The sequence below is a fragment of the Paenibacillus sp. HJGM_3 genome (assembly GCF_045062745.1).
Lineage (GTDB): Bacteria > Bacillota > Bacilli > Paenibacillales > NBRC-103111 > Paenibacillus_AA.
Genome location: NZ_JBJGED010000005.1, coordinates 261643 through 282435, shown reverse-complemented (window position 1 = coordinate 282435; position 20793 = coordinate 261643). Strand labels below are relative to the sequence as shown.

The window sequence follows — 20793 nt, the reverse complement described above, 5'->3', positions numbered from 1 at the left end:
CAAGTAGATGTTTGTGTCATCAGAAAGTGTAGTAGGGTGTTTGCACATTACTTGCGACGCGTGGAGATCGGCGGCAAGGGAAGGCATGGCCCGTATGGTGAACACCATCACTCGTTCCGGCCGCGTAAACATCTGACACTTGCTCCTGCGTTATTTCCGTACCGTTCAGTAACCCTTCCCTACTCTCTGATTGTTCGATGGACTTATTTGACTCAGCATCTTTATGCAAACTTTATCCCCCCTCTCTAAGTTGTTTTCTCCCGTTATTCTAACGTTCGGTTGGTTTCATCGACGGCAAAAATCCCATTCGGCTCCGTATTCTCCCCGGGTGCTACGATACCGTCTCCCCCGCATACACTGCATGTGTACTGCCAATTCTCATCGTCCGCCAATAGGCCTTTGCCTTCGCAAGCTTTACAAATGTGATTACGGTTGATCATGCATGCCTCCTAATTATGTCAATATTGCCATCCGTTTTGCTTTATCTCTGACTACATTAATCAATCCACCCTGCAGCATGATGTCAATTTGCCGATCCGACAGATTGTGATGACACTTGATCACAGAGCTTGAACCTGGAATAGATGCTGCGATCCCCCTTCCCTGCTGCAGTTGCTGTCTTATATTTTTAAAATGAAGGATTGTGCCTGGCTTTAGAAGATCAAAGTCAGATTCTTGGTTAAAGGTAAGCGGGAGCACACCAAAGTTCACGAGGTTTTGCCAGTGGATCCGTGCAAAATCCTTGGCCAACACAACTCGTAATCCAAGATATCGAGGGGCAAGTGCGGCGTGCTCTCGACTCGAGCCCTGGCCATAGTTAAATCCGGCCACGAGAGCATGACCTCCACCCGCTCGGATATCCATCGCCCTTTTGTAGTAAGTAGGGTCGATAATCTCGAACGTAAATTTGCTGATTTCAGGCAAGTTGCTTCGATAAGGCAATACCCTTGCGCCGCCGGCCAGGATTTCATCGGTGGAGATATTATCCCTCATTTGGAGCAGGACCGGTAGCTGCAACTCGTCAGGAAGAGCTTCCATTTCCGGAATAGAAGCGATATTCGGCCCTTTTACCAATTCGACATTTCTTGCTTCCTCTACAGGTAAGGGAGCGTCCAACAAGTCCAGATCAAGCGTAGGCTCTTCCGGCTCCCGAATCTTGGGATGACTCATTGCCAGAGTCCTCGGGTCCGTAATCTTACCGGTCAAGGCTGAAGCAGCTGCAGTCTCAGGACTGCATAGGAAAACGCTGTCCTCTTTAGTTCCCGACCGACCTGGGAAATTGCGCGGGGTAGTTCGCAAACTATTGCGCCCCGTTGCGGGAGCTTGACCCATGCCGATGCATCCGTTACAGCCCGCCTGATGTAAACGTGCCCCTGCACGGAGTAAACTCGTAATATGCCCTTCATTCACAAGGTCGGTTAAGACTTGCCGGGAAGAAGGGTTAATGTCCAATGAGACGCCTTCCATGACCTTTTTCCCTTTAACGATTTGGGCAGCAACTGCAAAATCCCGGAATCCTGGGTTTGCTGAAGAGCCTATATAGGCTTGATAGATAGGAAGACCGGCCACTTCTCGTACAGGCACTACATTACCTGGACTGGAAGGTTTGGCGAGGAGAGGCTCCAGGGAAGAAAGATCCATTTCTTCGTGAAGATCGTAGTTCGCCCCTTCATCGGCAGTGAGCGGGATCCAATCCTCCTCTCTTCGCTGGCTTCTTAAAAACCGCTTGATTTCGTCATCCGAAGGAAACACACTCCCTGTTGCGCCGAGCTCTGCTCCCATATTGGCGATAACATGCCGATCCATCGCACTCAAGCTATTTAACCCGGGACCGTAGTACTCGATCACTTTCCCGATTCCGCCTTTGACATCATACCGGCGCAGCAATTCCAGAATCACATCTTTCGCGCTGACCCAATCGGGCAGCTGACCCGTTAAACGGACTCCCCAAATTTGAGGCATTTTGATATAGTACGGTTCTCCCGCGATCGCCATCGCCACGTCTATGCCTCCCGCGCCAATCGCCAGCATCCCCATGCAGCCGTTCGCACATGTATGGCTGTCGGAACCAATTAAAGTTTTCCCCGGCTTGGCCAATCGCTGCATATGTACGGGGTGACTGACCCCGTTCCCGGGGCGACTGAAGTATAGCCCGAACCGTCTTGTCGCGCTTTGTAAAAATAAATGGTCATCGGCGTTTTTACTGTCTTCCTGAATGATGTTATGATCCACATACTGAGCGGACACTTCCGTTCGGATGCGATCGAGCTTCATGGCTTCCAGCTCCAGCATGACCATGGTTCCTGTGGCGTCTTGCGTCAGCGTTTGATCGATCTTCAGACCGATCTCCTCGCCTGGATTCATCTTTCCGGACAGGAGATGCCCTTGTATCAGTTTTTGGGTTACATTTAAACTCATGTGGGGGCCCGCCTCATGATTTGGCTTCTCTCCCTCGTGCTTCTTGGAAAACAAAGCGATGCAGGACCGCCTCGACTACTCCGAGTACGATGGCGATGGTCAGGATTTCCGTTAACGACAGGCCCCATCTGAACATCCGCTCGAGAACGTACAAGAAGACAAACGCGACCAATCCGTCCGCGATAGAAGCGATCGTGTTGTTGGTAGCCCTAAGGATCCATTGATCCCCAACGAAATAAGCGATCACCGTCAAGCATGTGGCGGCGAAAAAAGCGGTCCAGAAGGAGATGTTCGTAAACATCATGAGCAGCAGAATGGCGGCGGCCCCGTTCACTACCCATTTAATTAAAAATTTGGACATGGCGTTCGTTTCCATTATTGTGTGCCTCCCTTAGAATATTGGCGGGTTCGAAGCCTGTTACCCTTTTAACGATAACAGCCATTCCTCATAGCAATCGCTGCATAGAACCTCGAAACGATCTTCGGCGCCGTCTTTGCCATATACGGTTATACTGTGTGCCTGCTCAGACTCTTTTTCGCAATAATAACAATTATGCGACATAACACCCTACCTCTATCTGCACTTGGTATCCTTCTCCCCGGTTTATTGACCTTCTTGGTCTTGTTTTTCGATATGGCCTTTAATCGCGGCTATGGCGTCTTCTTCGGAGCTTTGGATCGGGTCCGTATGGTCTTCCACGATATTGCGGTTATCGTATTGTTCGTTCTTCCTGTTTACGGGCGCGAAAAAATCGTTATGCTTTTCCGTCATACTGGGTCTCCTTTCATTGTCAGAATTCCAAGTTAGTATTTGTATTGGGTCTTCTGTTATTCAAATCCAATTTTCCCCATGGGGCATGAAAAACAAAAAGCAGGGCAAATCTGGATCGCACCAGTGCTGCTCTGCTTTTCATCGCCCGCACGGAGACGTAATTTAGCGTCGCCACTTATTCACGGACTGGTTACCTATGCTAGTCAAAGGCAATATCCTGTTTGTTAGTGTTCATCCGGCTTTTTCTCGATCATAAGCCCTTCCACATGCTTTCGGCTCATCAGCTTCCTTTTCTTCCGGTTTTCTTTGGTCTCCAGAATGATGTCGAAATCATAATCATCCGGATACAGCTCCTCCCTGGCGATATGCAGGGAAAGCCGTTTGTGATTGATCCAGCACCTCTGCTTTTGAATCAGAACGCCGACCTGTCCGCGAGCGTCCCGCTCTTGGAATACGATCCCGGTGCGTTTCAGAGAAGACACATACACGCTGTCTCCGATCTCGAACCGCTTGACTGATGCTGCCGCCTGCATCGTTTTTTCCTTCCTGGTTGGAAGTGAAGGGGTGTCTCCAGGCTCAGATGTAAGGGCGGGCTTCACCTCCAGAGGATGGTCCATCACGCCGCGGCTTCTAGTGAGCTCCTCGGATCGGCGGATGATGTCCGGGGACATGCCGAGATTCCGAGCGATGGCAAACGCGTAGCTATGGCCGGCATCTCCGATATGCAGCCGGTACAGCGGCTTAAGCGTGTCGGGGTCGAATTCCATTCGGGCGTTCTCAAAGCCGGGAGTTGTCGCTGCGAAATGCTTGATTTCGTTAAAATGCGTGGTGGCGACCACGGTCGCGCCCCGGCGATGGAGCTCTTCCAGAATGGCGATGGACAACCCCACGCCTTCCCCGGGATCCGTGCCGGAAGCCATTTCGTCGATGAGCACCAGCGTGGAGGGATCGGCCACCTTCAAGATGTCGATCAAGTTTTGGATATGGGCGGAGAAGGTGCTGAGCGATTGCTCTATGCTTTGCCCGTCCCCGATGTCCGCCGCCACTTTGGTAAAAACGGAAAAACGGCTGCCGGATTGGACGGGCGCGAGCAAGCCCGATTGCACCATCAGCGTAAGCAAACCTACCGTTTTTAGCGCCACCGTTTTGCCGCCGGTATTCGGTCCCGTGATAACTAACGTCTTGTAGGGGGTGCCGATGGCGATGTTTAATGGAACAGTTCCCGAACCCAGCAGCGGATGCGTCGCGCCATGTATGTCCAACACCCCTTGATCGTTCAGCTCGACGTTTCGCCCCCCGATGCTGCGGGCATATTTGGCTCTGGCGAACAGAAAGTCGTATTCCCCTACCGTTTCGATATTGATTCGAAGCTCTCGCTCTGCTTCCTCGACCAAGCCGGTTAACCAGCTCAACACTTTCGCTTCCTCCCGGAGTTCCTCCGCCCGGCAATCTTGGAGCTCGTATTGCAGATGAGCGATTTCGGCCGGTTCGATGTACACCGTTTGGCCGCTGGAGGATTCGTCCAACACCGCGCCTTGGATCAGTTTGCGGAATTCCTTTTTCACAGGCAGCACGTACCGCTCTCCCCGCATACCGACCAAATGCTCTTGTAAAAGGCTGTGGTGCTTGAGGAGCAGGCCGTTAATTTTTTGTTTCAGCCGTTCTTCCGCAATCGCCAGCTTCTTTCGGATTTTGCCGAGCTCCTTGCTGGCCTGGTCTGTGATCCGGCCGTTGTGCAAACACCGCTCCAGCTCGGCCTTCAACGCCGGCAGCTCATCGATCGAGGCGGCAAACCGGCTGATATGGGGGGCGACCGCCGTTTTGGCGGCCATATACTTTTTGAGCTGCATGCAACTGTGAAGAAACTGGTGCAGATGGGTCAACTCCTGCTCGCCGTATACATACCCCGTCCCTAATAACGACCCTACCGTTTCGATTCCATTTAGGGAAGGGAGGGGCACGCTGCCGCCGGTTTGGAGGATGGCACATGCCTCCTCGGTTTCATCCAGCGCCGTTCGGACTGCCTTCAGCTGGAGCCAGGGCTGCATGTTTTCGACGTGCTGTTTACCCAGATATGTGACGGCATAAGTCTCCACGTTTTGTTTGATTTTGTTGTAGTCCATTGCGTGCCATGTTCGTTCGTTCATGAGGGATCTCTCCTTTTGTAAAATAGAAAAAGGCAAAGAGTGACGGAAGTCGTCATTCTTTGCCTGGTTGCAGCAGCCCGATCCGGGCGTCCCGATAAGAAAAAAAACGTGCTGTAGGATCAGCACGGAATCGGCGCTCAGATGGTCTGCATCATGGGCATTGTTTGATATCCGCTGTTCTTAACTAAATTTCCGAAGCCGGCGTGGAGGCATAAGAAAGAAACGTCGAGAATGACGTTGTTTTTTCGCTCCAGCTTGACTTCGATATGAAATTCGTTAGTTAAGAACAGACACCAACATACAAACATCTCTCCTCAATAAGGATATCCTCAATGTAGCTCACCGCGACAACAATTGCAAGGGAGAGAATCGCTATAACTGGTTCCAGCTTTATTAGTTTCTCATTTTAAAATCTTTTTCAGTGGTACTACTGTGGATTCATCCCTGCTTGCTGGAATGTAGAGATATTCTCCTTGCACGAACTGTTGCAACTTTTCAACCAGTTCTTTTGGGAGAATATCGGTCGCGTTCGTATATTTCATGTAGGTTCACTCCCTTGTCCGTATAGTTGACCGCAGGCGGCATCGATGTCTGTCCCGAATTGCGTTCGCACAGTGACATGGATTCCTTTTGTCTTTAATATTCGAACAAACATGGTCACCTGATCCCGGTTCGATTGTTGGTAGCTTTCCGGCGTAACTTCGGTCGAGTTATAGGGAATCAGGTTAACGTGGAAGAGATGTTCTCCGGGTCCCCTTCCCCGCAACAAGTCGGCGACCGCTTCCGCATGTGCGATCGAATCGTTGACTCCTCGAAGAAGAATATACGCGATATAGACCTTTCTCCCTGTATGCCGGATATGGAGATCCAATGTATTCAACACGTCACGGACTGGGAACCGATCGTTGATCGGCATCAGCTCACTTCGCTGATCGTCGAAAGGCGAATGCATCGAGAAGGTTAGATTAACTTGCGGAAACTCCCGAGTTAACTTTTCAATCCCCGGCAACAAACCGATGGTGGATATCGTAATTCGTCGATGTCCTAACCCAAAGAGACTGGGGTCGGTCAAGATCGTAAGCGCATCAAAAAGATACGGGTTGGCTAACGCCTCCCCCATTCCCATGAAAGCAACGCTGTCCAAACTGTGGCCGTGTAAGAGAAAGTAGAGCAATTGGTCGGTAATTTCGTCGGCGGTCAAGTTTCGCTTCAGGCCGATGGTGCCGGTAGCGCAAAATTTGCACCCGAACCCGCAGCCACATTGTGTGGAAATACAGTACGATTTCCATCCCCGCTCATACGAAAGGCGCACGGCCTCTACTTGTTCGTTGCCCGTAATCGCAAACAGCACCTTACTGACCTGTCTGGACTTGAGTTCCTTTACCGGAACGATGCTGCAGACGTACGGACCGAGTGTTCGAATCAACTCGTCCCGCAAAAAAGAGGGCAACATAGTCATCCGCTCGTATTCGCTAACGTTTTGCTTGAATATCGCGTCCGTAATTTGCTTATACCGGTACGCAGGCTGATTGAATTCGGACACTATTCGCCGAATCATTTCATATTTTGAGATTGGTTTCATGTCTTCTCCTTACTGCCGGAGAAAACGAAATAAGCAACCGCCAACCGGCGCCTAATACGTCATTAGCCAACTATGCAAATGCACGATGCGTCGCAGACAGGTCGCTACGTGCATCTGTCGATAGATAGGTAAACCTCCGGCAATCGATCCGTTTTTTGGTGAACCGCTTCGTTTGACGGGAACCGGTTCACCCAATCATCTACAACCTCAAACAACATCTTACTCATCCTCCTCGAACTAACTGGTTATTCAATTTCTATATTCTTTGGTGCGACCTGCCGAACTTTAACTTCCTTTATCAATAAAAAAAGAGCTACAAGTAAGTTACCTTACTTGTAGCTCAAAAAAATACGGCAAATTCAAACCCGTGCAGAGTATGAAAAGGATATATCTTTTGAGTGAAAAGAATAAGGTAACTTTCTTGCCTATAAAGAATAAAACATATCCGCTTTATTCTTTTATTCAAAGGCAAGACCTATTACATTATCCTCTTCATCTCCTAACGTTAAGTGTCACCCGTATTTTATCATAACCATTTCGGCAAGTCTATCCGTCAAGACTCCCCAGATAGTCGGCGAACCGCTCCATGGATGCGATCGCGCCGGTTTCCATTCCCGCGGCTATCGAACCTTCCAACGCTTCGGCTGTTGCAAATTCGGTTCGGCTAACCAGTTTTGTTTTGCCGCCTTCGACCATTTCAAATCTGTCGTACGTTACCGATTCGTGTACATTATACGGAACAACGTCAAAAATTTGCGTATAAACCAGCCGCTCGGGTTTAACGATCTCCCGGTACTTCCCAATGAATGGGTATTCGGTGCCGTCTTCCCCGCGCTGAACGTAGCGATAGTCGCCTCCCACTCGAAGATCAATCTCGCAGACGGCAAGCGGGCCGCTGGCCCCCCACCAACGCGACACATGCTCCGGGTTCGTCCATGCATCCCATACCAGTTCCCGCGGCGCCTGAAAGACTCGTTCAACAACGAGTGACAGATCTTCTACCCGTGAAGTTGCTTTTGCTCCGAATTGACTCATGATTTTTTCCTCCTGATTAACGGATTCTTGTTTTGATATTACCTTGCGGAATGAGCGAATACATTTGGACGAATGGTGAGTTGCAGCATACGAGTAAACCACTTCATGGATCAACACTCCTTCATAATTAATGGTAAATGAATTGTTGAATTGAATATACCACGCAAGGAATATTCCGGTCAAGGAATATTTTGAAAATTAGAGCAGTCCACCGGTAATGAAGTTTAGTAGGATGTAAAGAGGCACCAACAAAAAACATCGCCTCAAAATGACGATGTTTTCACTAACCAATTATATAGACGTCTGTCAATTATCAATAATCTCGTCCAGCGATGTTTTCGGATTACGGTTCACCGCCTGCTCGATTTCGTGGTCGGTATCATTACCGCCTTGAATGGCGTCCGCCGCCTCTGCTTGCTGATTTAACTGCTCCTCAATTTGTCCGATCCCGTGCGCACCTTGATGCTTGCGACTTGTCGTCATGTCTCTCACCTCCTGTGGGATTCCCCATCTTTTACTATGCCTAATTTAACCGGAATTATGAGACGTCGTTTGGCATAGATCACACAGTCGAGGCGAGATTTACCGTGACCCGGGGCTCATTACAGGGTGTTTTGCAGGCTTGTAGATTTATTCTTCTTCAAACAACCGTTCGCCTTTATGCAGCCTCCAGGCAATTTTAGCGGTATGCGGGAGCTCACGCGCGGTTGGCGCGTGTGCCGCTAAATATCGGGTGCAGGCGAGCAGCATCGTTTCCTTGGCCTTCTCCGCAAAAGCGCCTGTCGACGCTTGCCAGCGGTCGTATTCGGCCACAGCGGCTTCATACATCTGGAAAGAATGGAATTCCGCATCCTCTCGCAATAGTGCATGGCCAAGCGTGTTAAGCAGCGCTCCGGGCTCACCACCGCCCAAAAGGTAGTCCGTCACCCATTGCGCGGCCGGTCCGACCTGCTGGCGGAGATCAAGCAAATCGAGCAACTCCTGATGGTCGGTCGGCGCGGCGGTCCCGGACGGCTTCGGACGCGCGGCTGAAGGCACGTTTAAGAAGCGGTCAAGATACACGCTGACAGCTCCATGAAAAATCGCACGCTGCAGCAGCGTCTCATCCGATTGCAGCAGCCTTTCATGCACGGCGTGAGCATACGTGAACGTGTGGAGCACTGCAATCCAATCGCCGAAATCGTTTTGTGTATGGAAACGAACGATCCGTTCCGCGGCGGCCAAAGCGACGAGCTGCGCGAGTTGCGCCGGAGCCGTTCCCGAGATGAGCAGGTCGCGGAGCAAAGCGATCGTCCGCACCGGCGTATCGCTCAGAAGCTGCTGCAGCACTTTTTCTTCCTCATCAGCCGACAGAGCGGTCTGCTGCCGCGCATCAGTAGACCTGCCCGCGAGCTTTGCCTGCGCCGCATTGTTCTCCAGCTCGTCGACCGCTTGCTTGATCGGCTCTACGAGGTTCAGCGGTGCCTGCCACTGGTGCAACTCCTCGCTCCGTGTCGGACGAGCCATCATCGGCACGAGCGCAGTTAAAATCCGCTCCTTTTGCGACACATCCGCCCACTCCAGCGCCTCATAAGCTTTGTTGTGGAAATCGAACACATGACCGCCGTCCAAGTAAAAGTGATCGGTTGCGGCGACTAGCATCATTTCCGACAGCCTCTTCGTGTCGATGCCCTTCAAAATGGCAGTGATCAGCACTTTCTCAGCGCCCTGCGTATCCCGCACCTCGATGCAGTTGCGATACCACTCGGTCAACCGTTCAAAAGGCACGTTCGCCGATGGCAGCGGGGACAGCAAGTGGCGGGTTCCTCTGCCCGAGCTGCCTCGAGCGACATGGACAAGGCCTTGGTACAAAGCGAGAATTTTGCCGTTCTTGTCCAGCTTGTCGACGATTTTCGCCATTGCAGTAAGAATCGTAAGTCCCGCGTTCCAGCCCGCACCATATGTTGTGCCGAATTCGATGCCAATACGGGCGATCTCCTGCTCCGTAACTCCTGCTTCGATCAGTCCAACGACTGCTTTCGCAATGACGATGCCGATATTTTGCTCGAGTCCTTCTTTCAGTCTCAGCTTATATTTTTCCGCCCCTTCGGCTCTTCTGGACACCGGATTTACCCACACTTCACCGCCGTCCACCCGCACTTCATACGACGGAACATCGTCCGCCCACGGATCAAGCGTACCTCCGCTGCAGACGTCAAAGCGGGCATGATGCCAATGGCACGTCAAAATCCCGCCGCACAAGCTACCCATATGGAGCGGAAAGCCGAGATGCGGGCAGCGGTTGTCCACCGCATATACTTGGTCTTCATGATAAAAAACCGCGATTCCGCCTCGTACAACTTTGGCACCCTCTTGTTTAAGCGCTTCCAAACTTCCCGCTGAAATCCAGTTTAACCTCGCATTCATGGATACAACCTCCTTTATTTCTCAACCTGCACTCCATCCATAATATGATTATACCTTTATGAAAACTGATTTGCGGTTTTATTCGCGGGGTTCCTTAGAAATATAGCTACAATGCTCATGATCATAAATAGAAATCCTCCAAACACGACATATTGAATGCCAAATCCTGAAATAAATAATCCGCATACGGTGGCGCCAATTGTCGTTCCCAAGTTTGCGGATGTTAGAAATAGTCCATTAGCAAGCTCAGGTGCCTCCGGAGCTGCGGACGTAATCCAGTATTGGTTGATATTCGCTCCAACGCCTGCCACTATTCCCCAGAGTATAATAATGAAGAGCATTGGAATGCCAAGATGTCCCACGAAAAACAAGATGACGTAAACCCCTCCTAACGCAAAAGGGAAAGTCGCTACGGATTTAAAGGCATTTTGTGTAAGGAGCTTCCCTGCAAGAATGTTTCCTATAATATTGGCCGCACCGTAAATGAATAACAGGAAACTAATCGTGTTCCAAGACATCATCGTAATGGTTTCCAGATACTCGGCCAGGTAACTGTACACGCCGAATACGGCTCCGTTCATGAAAATGACGGCGACTATGGATATCCAAGTAACCGATTTTTTTAATATGCTTACTTGTGTAGCGAAGGATAGTTTCTCAGTGACCGGCATTGACGGTACAAAGAGAATGGTTGCCATAAAAACGACAGCATTCACAACAGCAAAGAATAACATGGCCATGCTCAAGGAGGTTGCACTCGCAATTAAACTAGTGACAGGCACACCGAGCACCATCCCTGCGGATACGCCGACAAATATTTTTGAAACCGCTTTGGGGGCTTCCTCCTTGCCGACATACGAAGCAGCAACTGTAAACGCCAATGACACATAAACCGGGTGGAACAGGGCTGGGACCACACGAGCAATTAATAATACGGTAAAGTTTGACGTTACCGTGGAGATCATATTCCCCAAAATAAAAATACCGAGTACGAGTACCATGGTCGTTTTACGGTTTACACCCGAAAACAATAAAGGCATCGTTGGACCGGATATGGCAACAGCAAGTGCAAAGAGGCTGACGATCAAACCTGCGCTGGATATGCTGACATGAAAATGATCCGCAATTAACGGCAGTATCCCGATAACGCCCATTTCGGTATTTAATATTCCAAAGACGCCTAGTGTCAAAATAGCTATCAGTAATTTATATGGTTCAGCTCTCAATATAGATCATCCTCGCGTTGTTTTCCGATCAGGATTGGTATTGATCGTCACTGACTTTTTCCATCCAATCGACCGCCTTACCATCAAGACGTTCTTGAATGGCAATGTGAGTCATCGCGGTGGATGGAGAAGCCCCATGCCAATGTTTCTCACCTGGCGGGAACCAGACTACGTCACCGGGACGAATCTCCTCAACTGGACCTCCCCAGCGTTGAACCCGCCCGCTCCCCGCAGTTACAATCAGTGTTTGACCCAGCGGGTGGGTATGCCAGGCCGTCCTTGCACCAGGCTCGAACGTCACGCTCGCTCCAGCTACACGTGCAGGGTCAGGGGCCTCGATCAGAGGATCAATTCGAACCGTTCCGGTGAAATATTCAGAAGGTCCCTTGCCGGAAGGTTGCGAACCGTTTTTTTTGATTTCCATTTTTATATACCTCCATTGAGTTTTTGTGGGTCTCTGTATAATCAGTTTTTATTCATTCATCGTGCTAATATCGATCACAAAACGATACCGGACATCCGATGCCAGCACGCGCTCCCAGGCTTCATCGATCTGGTTCGCGGTAATAACTTCGATCTCAGGAGTAATGTTGTGTTCGGCGCAAAAGTCCAGCATCTCCTGCGTTTCGCGAATTCCACCGATGGACGATCCGGCAAACGAGCGACGCTGAGGGATCAGTGAGAAAACGTGAACCGGCAACGGCTCCGATGGGGCACCTACATTGACCAAAGTACCATCCACCGCCAATAGCGAAAGGTAGGCATTAATTTCTATCTTCGCGCTCACCGTGTTCACGATGAGGTCGAACGAACCAGCCAGTTTCTTGAACGTCTCTGGATCGCTCGTGGCATAATAAAAATCCGCCCCAAGCTGCAATCCGTCCTCTTTCTTCTTCAAAGTTTGCGATAAAACCGTAACCTCTGCCCCCATGGCGTGAGCGAGCTTCACAGCCATATGTCCAAGTCCGCCGAGCCCCACTACAGCGATCTTCTTGCCAGGAGCGGCTCCCCAATGACGCAGCGGCGAATACGTTGTGATCCCGGCACACAAGAGCGGAGCGGCGACGTCAAGCTCCAAACCGTCAGGAATTTTAACCACGAAGTCTTCCGTTACGACAATGTGGGTAGAATAGCCGCCATGCGTATACTGCCCATACCGGTCGACAGCCCCATAGGTGCCGGTCATTCCATTAAGACAATACTGCTCTTCTCCCTTATGGCAGTTCACGCACTCCCCGCACGAGTCAACCATGCAGCCTACTCCTACTCGGTCACCAACGGCATACTTGGTCACATCCGAACCGACCTGGGTAACGATTCCGGCGATCTCATGCCCTGGAACGATAGGATATTGGACCGGTCCCCACTCGCCGCAAGCGGTATGGATGTCAGAATGGCAAATACCGGCGTATTTAATCTCAATGAGGACATCATATGGCTGGAGGTCCCTACGTTCGATCGAGGTCAATTGGAACGGACCTTCTGGATTGAATACAGCACGTGCATTAGCAGGAATCATATAAATCCTCCTCAATAAATGATTGATATTGTGGCGAATAAACAAATTAGATTGTTTAATCAACTCATGTCTATTATTATATAATTAAAAAGATCACATTCAATGGTTAAAAACCTGCGAAATGTTGATATATCAACACAGCATTAAGAAATGTTAATTATCTTTGAAGGATGGGTGGTTAGCCACAATGACCAAGGTGGATCGCAGAATTCTAAAAACGCAAGAAGCACTGAAAAAAGCTGTCATCGAGCTAATGGCTGAAAAAAACTTCGATTGCATTACCATTCAGGATATTGCCGACCGGGCAAACATTAACCGAGGCACCATCTACCTTCATTACCAGGACAAATATGATATATTGGATAAACTCATTGAAACTCACTTAAATGAATTAGGGGAGATGGATAAGTGGGCATGTGAGATGGATTGGAGTGCTGCTCTTGTACCCTATTTTGAGTATTTTGAGGAGAATTATTTATTTTTTTCAACCATGTTAGCCAGTAAAGAGGCTAAAGGGGCCCCATCATCTTTCCGAACTCGGCTTCTTGCTTCTTTTATGGAAGGATTCAAAGGGGAGATTGACAGAGAGAGCGACCGGAATACGGAGTTAAGTGAAGAGATAATGTTGCTGTATGCTGGAACAGCTTATGTAGGTGTAATTGAATGGTGGTTAAGGAATGGAATGCCCTATCCACCTCAAGTTATGGCCAAGCAAGTCGGGGCATTGTTAGAGCGAAGTCTGTGAGCCATAAAAAGGAGTCCCTGTTTTGGGCACAGAAGAAAAAAGCTGTCGAGGGATACCCCCCAACAGCCTGAAATTTTACGTATTAGTTCCCCAAATGAGCTTCGATATAAGAAATATCATCGACTAATATTGTTGCGAAGGTTTTCTCAATCTTCTTACCCGATTGGGCTTTTACATGATCTTTTAATTCTTTTAATTTCCCTGATACATTAGCCCCGGCAGTCGTACTTTGAATGTCTCTCACCTGAGCCAATAAGCTATTAAGTATTCCGTCATGCGATATTGCCCCTGAATCGGCTCCAAGATTCACCAATTCATCGAGATGCGCGATATCGATAGTCACGTTAAGTCCGAAAGTCTGCTCGCTTATGTTTCCCGCATGATCTACAGCTCGTACCGTCAGTGAATGTTCACCAAGGGATAAGGAAATCGGAGCTTTCACAATCGGCAGATCGATCTGATTGCCATCCAATGTAACGGATACCTCTTTCACACCGCTTAGGGCATCCGTTACTTCCACGGGAAGATTTAACGTGTCTGTATGGAATACCGCAGATATACCCGGAGGACTAATCACGGGACCCGTCTTATCAATGCCGATGGTGACTTTCTTGGCCTCTTCCACATTTCCTGCTTTATCCACAGAACGGTATTCCACGTTGTTTATGCCTTCATCTTGCACGGTGAAGGATTCGGCCACAGCCGTCCACTCCGCTTGATTGATTCGATACTCGGTACGTTCCACTCCAGAACCGTTTCCATCCTCGGCATAGACGCTGACCGTAACAGACTTGTTGTTGAAGTTTTTCGCTCCGGTTTGTCCATTTACCGCAATCGCAGTCACCGGCGGTGTTAGGTCAGGCTCAACCTTCGAAAGCGTGAACCGATCCACTTCTCTTCCGTCCACTGTCTTCGTCACTAACGTTAATTCGTTGCCGGCAATCTCCACGGACACATACATTTGCTTTTGTTCCTTATCATAGAACTGCGTCCAAGGCCTTGGGATCATATCGTAAAACTTCGGTCCGGTCGACCCGGCGACGACATAGGCCGTACCTTCTCCCTGCTCTACCTTTTGATTGTTCTTCATGAATTGGCGCAAATAAACATGGTCATGCCCGTTTAGAACAAGATCAACCTTAAATTCATCGAACACTGGGGTCCAAGTATCACGAACCTCTGGCGTATCGTAAATGCTGCCATACGGACCGCGGTGGAACACGACGATCTTCCATTCCTTATCCGTGGCCGCAAGATCTTGACGAAGCCAATTTTTTTGTGCCTCATAGTTATTGGGCTCGCTATTCAGGACGACGAAATGCGCGTTCTTGTAATCAAAGGAGAAATTCGTCCCTTTCATGCTGTCCACGCCATTCGACGGCTGAATGAAGTGATAGTTAAAGTCGCTGATCCCTTTCGAACCGGTCACCTCGTGATTGCCCAGCGTGGCCACAAAGGTCGTATTCATGAGCTGGTCCTTAGCTGCGTCGAAGAACATGTTCCACTGGGCTTCCAGATGACCCGAGTCGACCATGTCCCCCGCATGCATCATAAATTCCGCATCCGGATTCTCTGAGATGGCCTTTCTCACCGTGTTGCCCCATAGATTGAAGCCTGCAGCGTCTGCCGCCTGGGAATCACCGAAGAATAAAAACTTCAATCGATCCCCATCGACCGGCGCTGTGGTGAAGGTGCCTTGCTGACTAAAGTTCGTTTGCCCGTCGCCGACGCGATACACGTATTCCGTTCCGGCTTCCAGGCCATTCACGATCGCTTGATGCACGCGCACAGTTCCGATATCGTATGTGACAAATAAGGAATCTTGGCCCGTTACTTTAATGACAGACGGGCTTTCAAAGCCGGAGAAGCCCTCTTTTTTCGCAATCTCGACCACGGTCGGAGAAATGCTGGGATGCGTATGCCAACTAAAGCCTCTCGAGCTGGTCGGGTCGGCTCCCATCGTCACATTGACATTGTATGGGGTAACCGTTCCGTACAGTTTGGATACTTTAAGCTCCTTGACCGGACTGTACATCGTCCCCTTCACGGCTTGGATCGTGTAGGTCTTCAATGCACTTGTGAGATCGGCAATTACGAGCTTGCCGGCGCTATCGGTCGTTCCCCGTTCCGCGTTGTCGACTAACAGCTTCACTCCGTCGACCGGCTTTCCAGCTTCATCGGTAACCGCGAAAGAGGTCGGGTTTCCTTCTACGACGCCATATTCATCCCAGTTGAGCTGCAGATTGTGCTTAATCGTCGCTTCGATCGGTAAGCCGAAAAACGGCAATCGGGAACCCGGCGATGCGGTCAATTCAATCGCGCCCGACTGGAAGCGAATCGTGTGCTTCTCCGTCGCATTCGATTTGACCCGGTACTGGATTTGTCCCAGCAGGTCTTGATCGGTGAGCGACACGCTGTCTAAGTTGCTGAATGTCACCTTCACCGTGCCGACAGCTTGATTGATCTCAGCTTGGGTCAGCGTTCCGTCCAGCTTGCTGCCCGGTACAAATTGCAACGCTTCAATCTTGTCCGGCTCGAACAAATACTGAAGCTCGCCGGCATGAATCCCGGCAGCCTTGCTTCCACTAATATCGAGCGTGTAAGTGTTGCCGGCATACGTCTCCACAGGCGCATTGTAGACGAATTTGGATGATCCGGTGTCTACGTTGAAGGTCCATTCCTTCTCCGTCCGGTTGCCGGACAAATCGCGCACTTGAATCTTGGCCTTATGCACACCATCTGCCAGCGGCACGTCGTGTCTATGGGAGATGCGTCCCTCAGGAGGATACAGCGTATGCGGTACGAGAATACCATCCAGATAGACGAAAATTTTATTTGGGTCTATAAGTGTAGTGCCCGGATGCGTGGAAGGATCATACCCGGCATCCTCCGCATTGGCTTGAAGCGTCGGCAGATTCGTGCGGACGGTGCTTCCTTCCGCAGGCCCTATATTTTTAATAATCGGTGGCTCGAAGTCGTCATCGGTAGGGCCGTAGATCGCCCGAATATTGTCGACGTAGATGGCCCCAGCGCGCTTCACCTTAGCTGCAGTGGCCATATGGCGAACAGGCATGTCCATTGTGAGCGGAAGCGTTAATCCCTGCGGGACATCGGCCTCAACGTATTTCCATCCTGTCCAATTAACGCCAACCGCATCGTCTGTAAAGTTGATGGGTGTTCCGCTTGCGGTTCCACCATTAGCGCGGATTTGCGCCCGAAGCCAGTATCCGCTGTTATCGCCATATACCCACATGCCTATTTTTTTCGGGTAGCCGGGAATTTGAATATAGTTAGCGGCGTTCTTGGCCTGTAGATAAGCGCCGGAAGTGCTCGGTTTTCCGGTAAAATCGTACTCCAGCTTTAGCGCCTGATTACCGGCGCGGACGTACTCATCCTGATTGGTGATGCTGGCGATCGATTTATTATAGCTGGCTCCGGCCGTCACCAGGTATCGGCTTAAATCACCTTCGAAGTCTTCCAGCATTACGGGCGGCGTTCCTACCTTTACACCCATGGATGTTTCCACATTCCCATACTTCGCGAATATTTTGCCTGCTTTGCCGCTCTCTGTAGTCGCATGGAATACACCTGCCGCATCCACCGAGCCGATGTCACCCTCCACTCTCCATTGGAATAAACGGTTGTTCGAAACAATTTCCTGACCGTTCCGGAGTGCCTGCACCTTGAGCGTAATAGTCGAACCGGAATCGACTGCCTTCTCCGCATCGGGAAATTTTAGCTCCGTCAGCGCCGTAACGACTTCCACGCTTCCCGATCCCGATAAGCCTGCGCTCGTCGCCTGAATTGGCGCGACTCCGGCTGTCGATCCGGCAGTAAAAGTCCCATTTCCGTCGATCGTGCCATAAGTTGCGTTTGTGCTCCAAGATACGGTTCCGGTGAAAGTGGCGGGATGGCCAGTCGCATCTACGGCTTTGGCCTGCATGGGCAACGCAGTGCCGGCCAGCACCCGCTCAAACTGCGGTTGGATAACCAGCTTGGAGGCATCCGCCGCAGGCGTTTTATTGATGAGCAGCAGAGAGTTGCCCGTCTGCCGCTCCACCCCGTCGGAAGGACGATTGAGCATCCGGAAGGTCGACTCCCCTGGCAGTCTGGCTATGAAGGTGGAAGACCCGCCTCCATCCAGGTTAAGCGCGTTGACAACCCCCATGTCTTTCATGATTTGACCGAGCTCCGACGTTTCCACACCTTCGCTGAATCCAGGTGCTCTCCCGTCGATCTCCATCATGACAACCGTTCCGTCCGCCTTGGTTCCGATGGCCGTTCTCGGATGAACTCCTGCCGGCGGTACGTCATTCAGCACAACCCCGTTTTGCATCAGCATATAGCCGCTCATTGCAAGCTTGACATTCTCGTAGCCTGGAGGGAACGCGAAGCTGGCTGTAATTTCATCTCCGGCTTGCAATCCGGATAAGATCGGCCTTGCCGTACCGCTTGCGGACAAAACGACCTTCCCCTCAGTCAAAGGCGAATTACCCGTATCCTTGCGGACCTCCGCAACCTTCAACCTCATCGTCTGGCCAGGCTTCACATCGCCTTCCAGCACATCCAGCACTACTTCGTCACCAAGATTATTCGTTTTGGTTGTGTCCGCATAATCGAACGTATACAACACCAGTTGGTTAGGTTCGCGATAACGGTTGATGTGAGAAATGTTGCTCGTTGTTCCCTTGATCGTAACCGTTCTCGTCAGTGTCGGATTCGGCACATATCGCGTCGTACCGTCGAAATCCATCATAAAGACGGCGTAATTCGAATCCGGCGTATTTAATATTTTTCCGTCGCCCATGAACAAACCGCCCGGGACGCCTGTGCCATACTTCGTCAAATCAAAGAAATCGCCGTTGACGCCGGCAATAACCCGTTGACCGGGCTTGTCATAGTAAGCGGCCATCTTCGTAACGCCTTCGCTTCCGTAGACCTTGCCATCTTTCGTTCCTTCGATTAGCTCCAAATTCGGATTGGAAGGGTTGAATTGTACGCTGTGCACCTTTTCCAGCCCTCTTGGCACCTTCATACTGTACCAGTTATAATATGTATCCGGTGCGATCTCCAATTGCCTCGTATCGAGGATTTGCGCTGCAGTGTCCACTTCCGCCGCTTTCACAGCTTGAATCGGTATTAGAAGAGACAGAATCAAACTGAGACTCAGCAATAAGGCCGTCGTACGCTTCAAGGGTCTCATTTCCTACAAGTACCTCCCAGCCGGAAATATGTAATTTTATTTCATGCAAATGACCCGCAAGTGTCTTAATTGGCCTCCTCTCTATTGGTTTAGTTACGGGCTGACACCTCCATTATAATAGATTAATAGGCTTGAAAGTATAGTTAAGTTTTTATGTAGACGAAATAAAATTTCATAATCCGACTCTTTCTTCGACCGCCCGAATATAGTGCCCGTCCGGATCATAAAAGGTAAAATAACCGAATTCATTAGTAAACACAGGTTCTTTATCAATATGGGCTCCAGCTTGTTTAATCCGCTCATGTAAAGCAAGCAAATCATTCGTTAATAGCTCAACCATCGTCACGTGCCCCGTGCTGCTTGTGATAAAGAAGGAACGAGGAAACACAAACTTCAATTGGGTGACATCCTCCGGTTTGGTCTCCATCAAAAAAATACCCGGACCGTTTCCATTTTTCAAGGCAACATGTGCCTCACCAAACGAATAATCTGCTGAAATCAATTCATAGCCTAACACCTCGCAATAAAAATCCACCGATTTTTTCAAATTTGTGACCGGAAATCTCATGCAGCAGTAACCGATCACATCTGCACCGTTCGTTTTTTTGTTCAACATAGTCTACACTCTCCTTTTTTTAAAATCTATTTGCACATCAGCCTTCCCCGGTTATTCACCGCTCCGTAAAAAATCCTCCTTATAGTCATCCTGCGGATCCCATATCGACCAAGCCGCTTCGAGCAGATTTCCATCCGGATCGCGGAAGAAGAAATATTTCGCCTCCCCACCGTCACCTATACTCATCAACGGCTCGGGGTTGATCCCGTCCTCTGAAAGCCGGCGGTGGGTAAATTCAATATCCGGACAGTTCAAGGCCATAATCGGAAACGATGTGCCGTTACGTGCGATCGCCAGCGGTTTGTGTTCTGCCGTCTCGACCAACAGCAACGCAATAGAGTGCTGATGCGGATGATGCAGGACCGCAAGGTACGAGCCCTGTTCATGAAACTTGTCGATCAGTCGGAAATCCAGATGGCGCGTATACCATTCAATGGATTCATCAATACGGGTAGCCGGAACATAGACATACCCGATCCGGCTAAACTTGAACTTGTTCTCCATAACGCCACACTCCTTGTCATCTATTCGTTAATTAGATGCCAACGCCCTTGTATTTCTATCCTCGGTGCGCACAAACGAACGTCAAGACATGTTCATCGTTAGTTATTTTGTCCGTTAGGTGAGCGAAGGCTGCCGAGCATGGCTTGTCGGCAGCCTTCGTATAAAGGTTGGGAGTTATTGTTTCTTATAGCGGAAGGCTAAATTCAACAAAAAAAGGATGAAGTTCTTCGTCTAAACAATACTCGATTCTCTGCTTGAAATTCCCCCAATTTACCATCTTTAATGCTTCTTCTATTGGAAAATATCCTACTTCTAAGGACTCTGGGGTCGTTGTCAATTCTCCTCCGACTGGTCTTGCTAAGAATAAAGTATTACAAATACTGGCACTTACATTTTGAAAAATACCACAAAATTTTGTAACCTCTACATCTATTCCGCTCTCTTCCTTTGTCTCCCTGATCGCTGCATCTTTCAACGATTCGCCTTCTTCAACTTGTCCGCCTGGCATTTCCCAACCGCGCCTAGGACCTTTTATTAATAATATTTCGTTACGCTCGTTAAGTACTATTGTTGCCGCAGAAACAATATGTTTTGGAGCCACCACGAATCCTCCAATTCTC

General features: G+C 49.8%; 19 protein-coding genes. 1 reads left to right on the top strand and 18 read right to left on the bottom strand.

The window, feature by feature from the left end; translation table 11 throughout:
* Window positions 1–19 precede the first annotated feature (19 nt).
* The 14 genes from ACI5FR_RS08310 to ACI5FR_RS08245 all read right to left on the bottom strand — a co-directional run bounded on the left by ACI5FR_RS08310 (window position 20) and on the right by ACI5FR_RS08245 (window position 13105).
* A complete protein-coding gene (locus tag ACI5FR_RS08310; RefSeq protein ID WP_405452891.1) occupies window positions 20–229 on the bottom strand; it encodes a YozQ family protein in 210 nt (69 codons plus the stop codon).
* A 34-nt stretch (window positions 230–263) separates the two neighbouring features.
* A complete protein-coding gene (locus tag ACI5FR_RS08305) occupies window positions 264–440 on the bottom strand; it encodes a hypothetical protein (protein WP_405452888.1) in 177 nt (58 codons plus the stop codon).
* Window positions 441–453: 13 nt separating this feature from the next.
* A complete protein-coding gene (locus ACI5FR_RS08300) occupies window positions 454–2418 on the bottom strand; it encodes an aconitate hydratase (protein WP_405452886.1) in 1965 nt (654 codons plus the stop codon).
* A 13-nt stretch (window positions 2419–2431) separates the two neighbouring features.
* The gene (locus ACI5FR_RS08295; RefSeq protein ID WP_405452883.1) at window positions 2432–2794 is read right to left on the bottom strand and encodes a DUF2512 family protein; all 363 of its coding nucleotides are present in this window, start codon (window positions 2792–2794) and stop codon (window positions 2432–2434) included.
* A gap of 228 nt (window positions 2795–3022) precedes the next feature.
* The gene (locus ACI5FR_RS08290; RefSeq protein ID WP_405452881.1) at window positions 3023–3190 is read right to left on the bottom strand and encodes a hypothetical protein; all 168 of its coding nucleotides are present in this window, start codon (window positions 3188–3190) and stop codon (window positions 3023–3025) included.
* A gap of 224 nt (window positions 3191–3414) precedes the next feature.
* A complete protein-coding gene (locus ACI5FR_RS08285) occupies window positions 3415–5337 on the bottom strand; it encodes an endonuclease MutS2 (RefSeq protein ID WP_405452878.1) in 1923 nt (640 codons plus the stop codon).
* 401 nt (window positions 5338–5738) lie between these two features.
* Entirely contained in the window at window positions 5739–5879 is a 141-nt protein-coding gene (locus tag ACI5FR_RS08280; RefSeq protein ID WP_405452875.1) for a hypothetical protein, read from the bottom strand.
* Complete coding sequence (locus ACI5FR_RS08275; RefSeq protein ID WP_405452873.1) at window positions 5876–6919, bottom strand: Cfr family 23S rRNA (adenine(2503)-C(8))-methyltransferase; 1044 nt, start codon at window positions 6917–6919, stop codon at window positions 5876–5878. Before ACI5FR_RS08275 ends, ACI5FR_RS08280 begins: the two co-directional genes overlap by 4 nt.
* A 546-nt stretch (window positions 6920–7465) precedes the next feature.
* The gene (locus ACI5FR_RS08270; protein WP_405452870.1) at window positions 7466–7954 is read right to left on the bottom strand and encodes an SRPBCC domain-containing protein; all 489 of its coding nucleotides are present in this window, start codon (window positions 7952–7954) and stop codon (window positions 7466–7468) included.
* 306 nt (window positions 7955–8260) lie between these two features.
* Window positions 8261–8437: a hypothetical protein gene (locus ACI5FR_RS08265; protein WP_405452867.1), complete on the bottom strand. Its 177-nt coding sequence runs from the start codon at window positions 8435–8437 to the stop codon at window positions 8261–8263.
* Window positions 8438–8584: 147 nt separating this feature from the next.
* Window positions 8585–10360 (bottom strand): Rieske (2Fe-2S) protein, encoded by a 1776-nt coding sequence (locus ACI5FR_RS08260; RefSeq protein WP_405452865.1) that lies wholly within the window; start codon window positions 10358–10360, stop codon window positions 8585–8587.
* 56 nt (window positions 10361–10416) lie between these two features.
* On the bottom strand, window positions 10417–11586 hold the full coding sequence (locus tag ACI5FR_RS08255) for an MFS transporter (RefSeq protein WP_405452863.1): 1170 nt from the start codon (window positions 11584–11586) through the stop codon (window positions 10417–10419).
* Window positions 11587–11614: 28 nt separating this feature from the next.
* Complete coding sequence (locus tag ACI5FR_RS08250) at window positions 11615–12010, bottom strand: (R)-mandelonitrile lyase (protein ID WP_405452860.1); 396 nt, start codon at window positions 12008–12010, stop codon at window positions 11615–11617.
* Between the two features lie 48 nt (window positions 12011–12058).
* Window positions 12059–13105, bottom strand: coding sequence for an NAD(P)-dependent alcohol dehydrogenase (locus ACI5FR_RS08245; protein WP_405452857.1), 1047 nt, complete (start codon window positions 13103–13105; stop codon window positions 12059–12061).
* 187 nt (window positions 13106–13292) lie between these two features.
* Between ACI5FR_RS08245 and ACI5FR_RS08240 the strand changes: the two genes are divergently transcribed.
* A complete protein-coding gene (locus tag ACI5FR_RS08240; RefSeq protein WP_405452855.1) occupies window positions 13293–13850 on the top strand; it encodes a TetR/AcrR family transcriptional regulator in 558 nt (185 codons plus the stop codon).
* Window positions 13851–13932: 82 nt separating this feature from the next.
* On the opposite strand, the gene ACI5FR_RS08235 is transcribed toward ACI5FR_RS08240, so the two are convergent.
* The 4 genes from ACI5FR_RS08235 to ACI5FR_RS08220 all read right to left on the bottom strand — a co-directional run bounded on the left by ACI5FR_RS08235 (window position 13933) and on the right by ACI5FR_RS08220 (window position 20777).
* A complete protein-coding gene (locus tag ACI5FR_RS08235; RefSeq protein ID WP_405452852.1) occupies window positions 13933–19053 on the bottom strand; it encodes a phosphodiester glycosidase family protein in 5121 nt (1706 codons plus the stop codon).
* Between the two features lie 172 nt (window positions 19054–19225).
* The gene (locus ACI5FR_RS08230; RefSeq protein ID WP_405452850.1) at window positions 19226–19669 is read right to left on the bottom strand and encodes a VOC family protein; all 444 of its coding nucleotides are present in this window, start codon (window positions 19667–19669) and stop codon (window positions 19226–19228) included.
* Between the two features lie 51 nt (window positions 19670–19720).
* Window positions 19721–20173 (bottom strand): VOC family protein, encoded by a 453-nt coding sequence (locus tag ACI5FR_RS08225; protein WP_405452847.1) that lies wholly within the window; start codon window positions 20171–20173, stop codon window positions 19721–19723.
* A gap of 184 nt (window positions 20174–20357) precedes the next feature.
* Window positions 20358–20777 carry an NUDIX hydrolase gene (locus ACI5FR_RS08220; protein WP_405452844.1) on the bottom strand — a complete coding sequence of 140 codons (420 nt, stop codon included), beginning with the start codon at window positions 20775–20777 and terminating at the stop codon, window positions 20358–20360.
* Window positions 20778–20793: the final 16 nt, after the last annotated feature.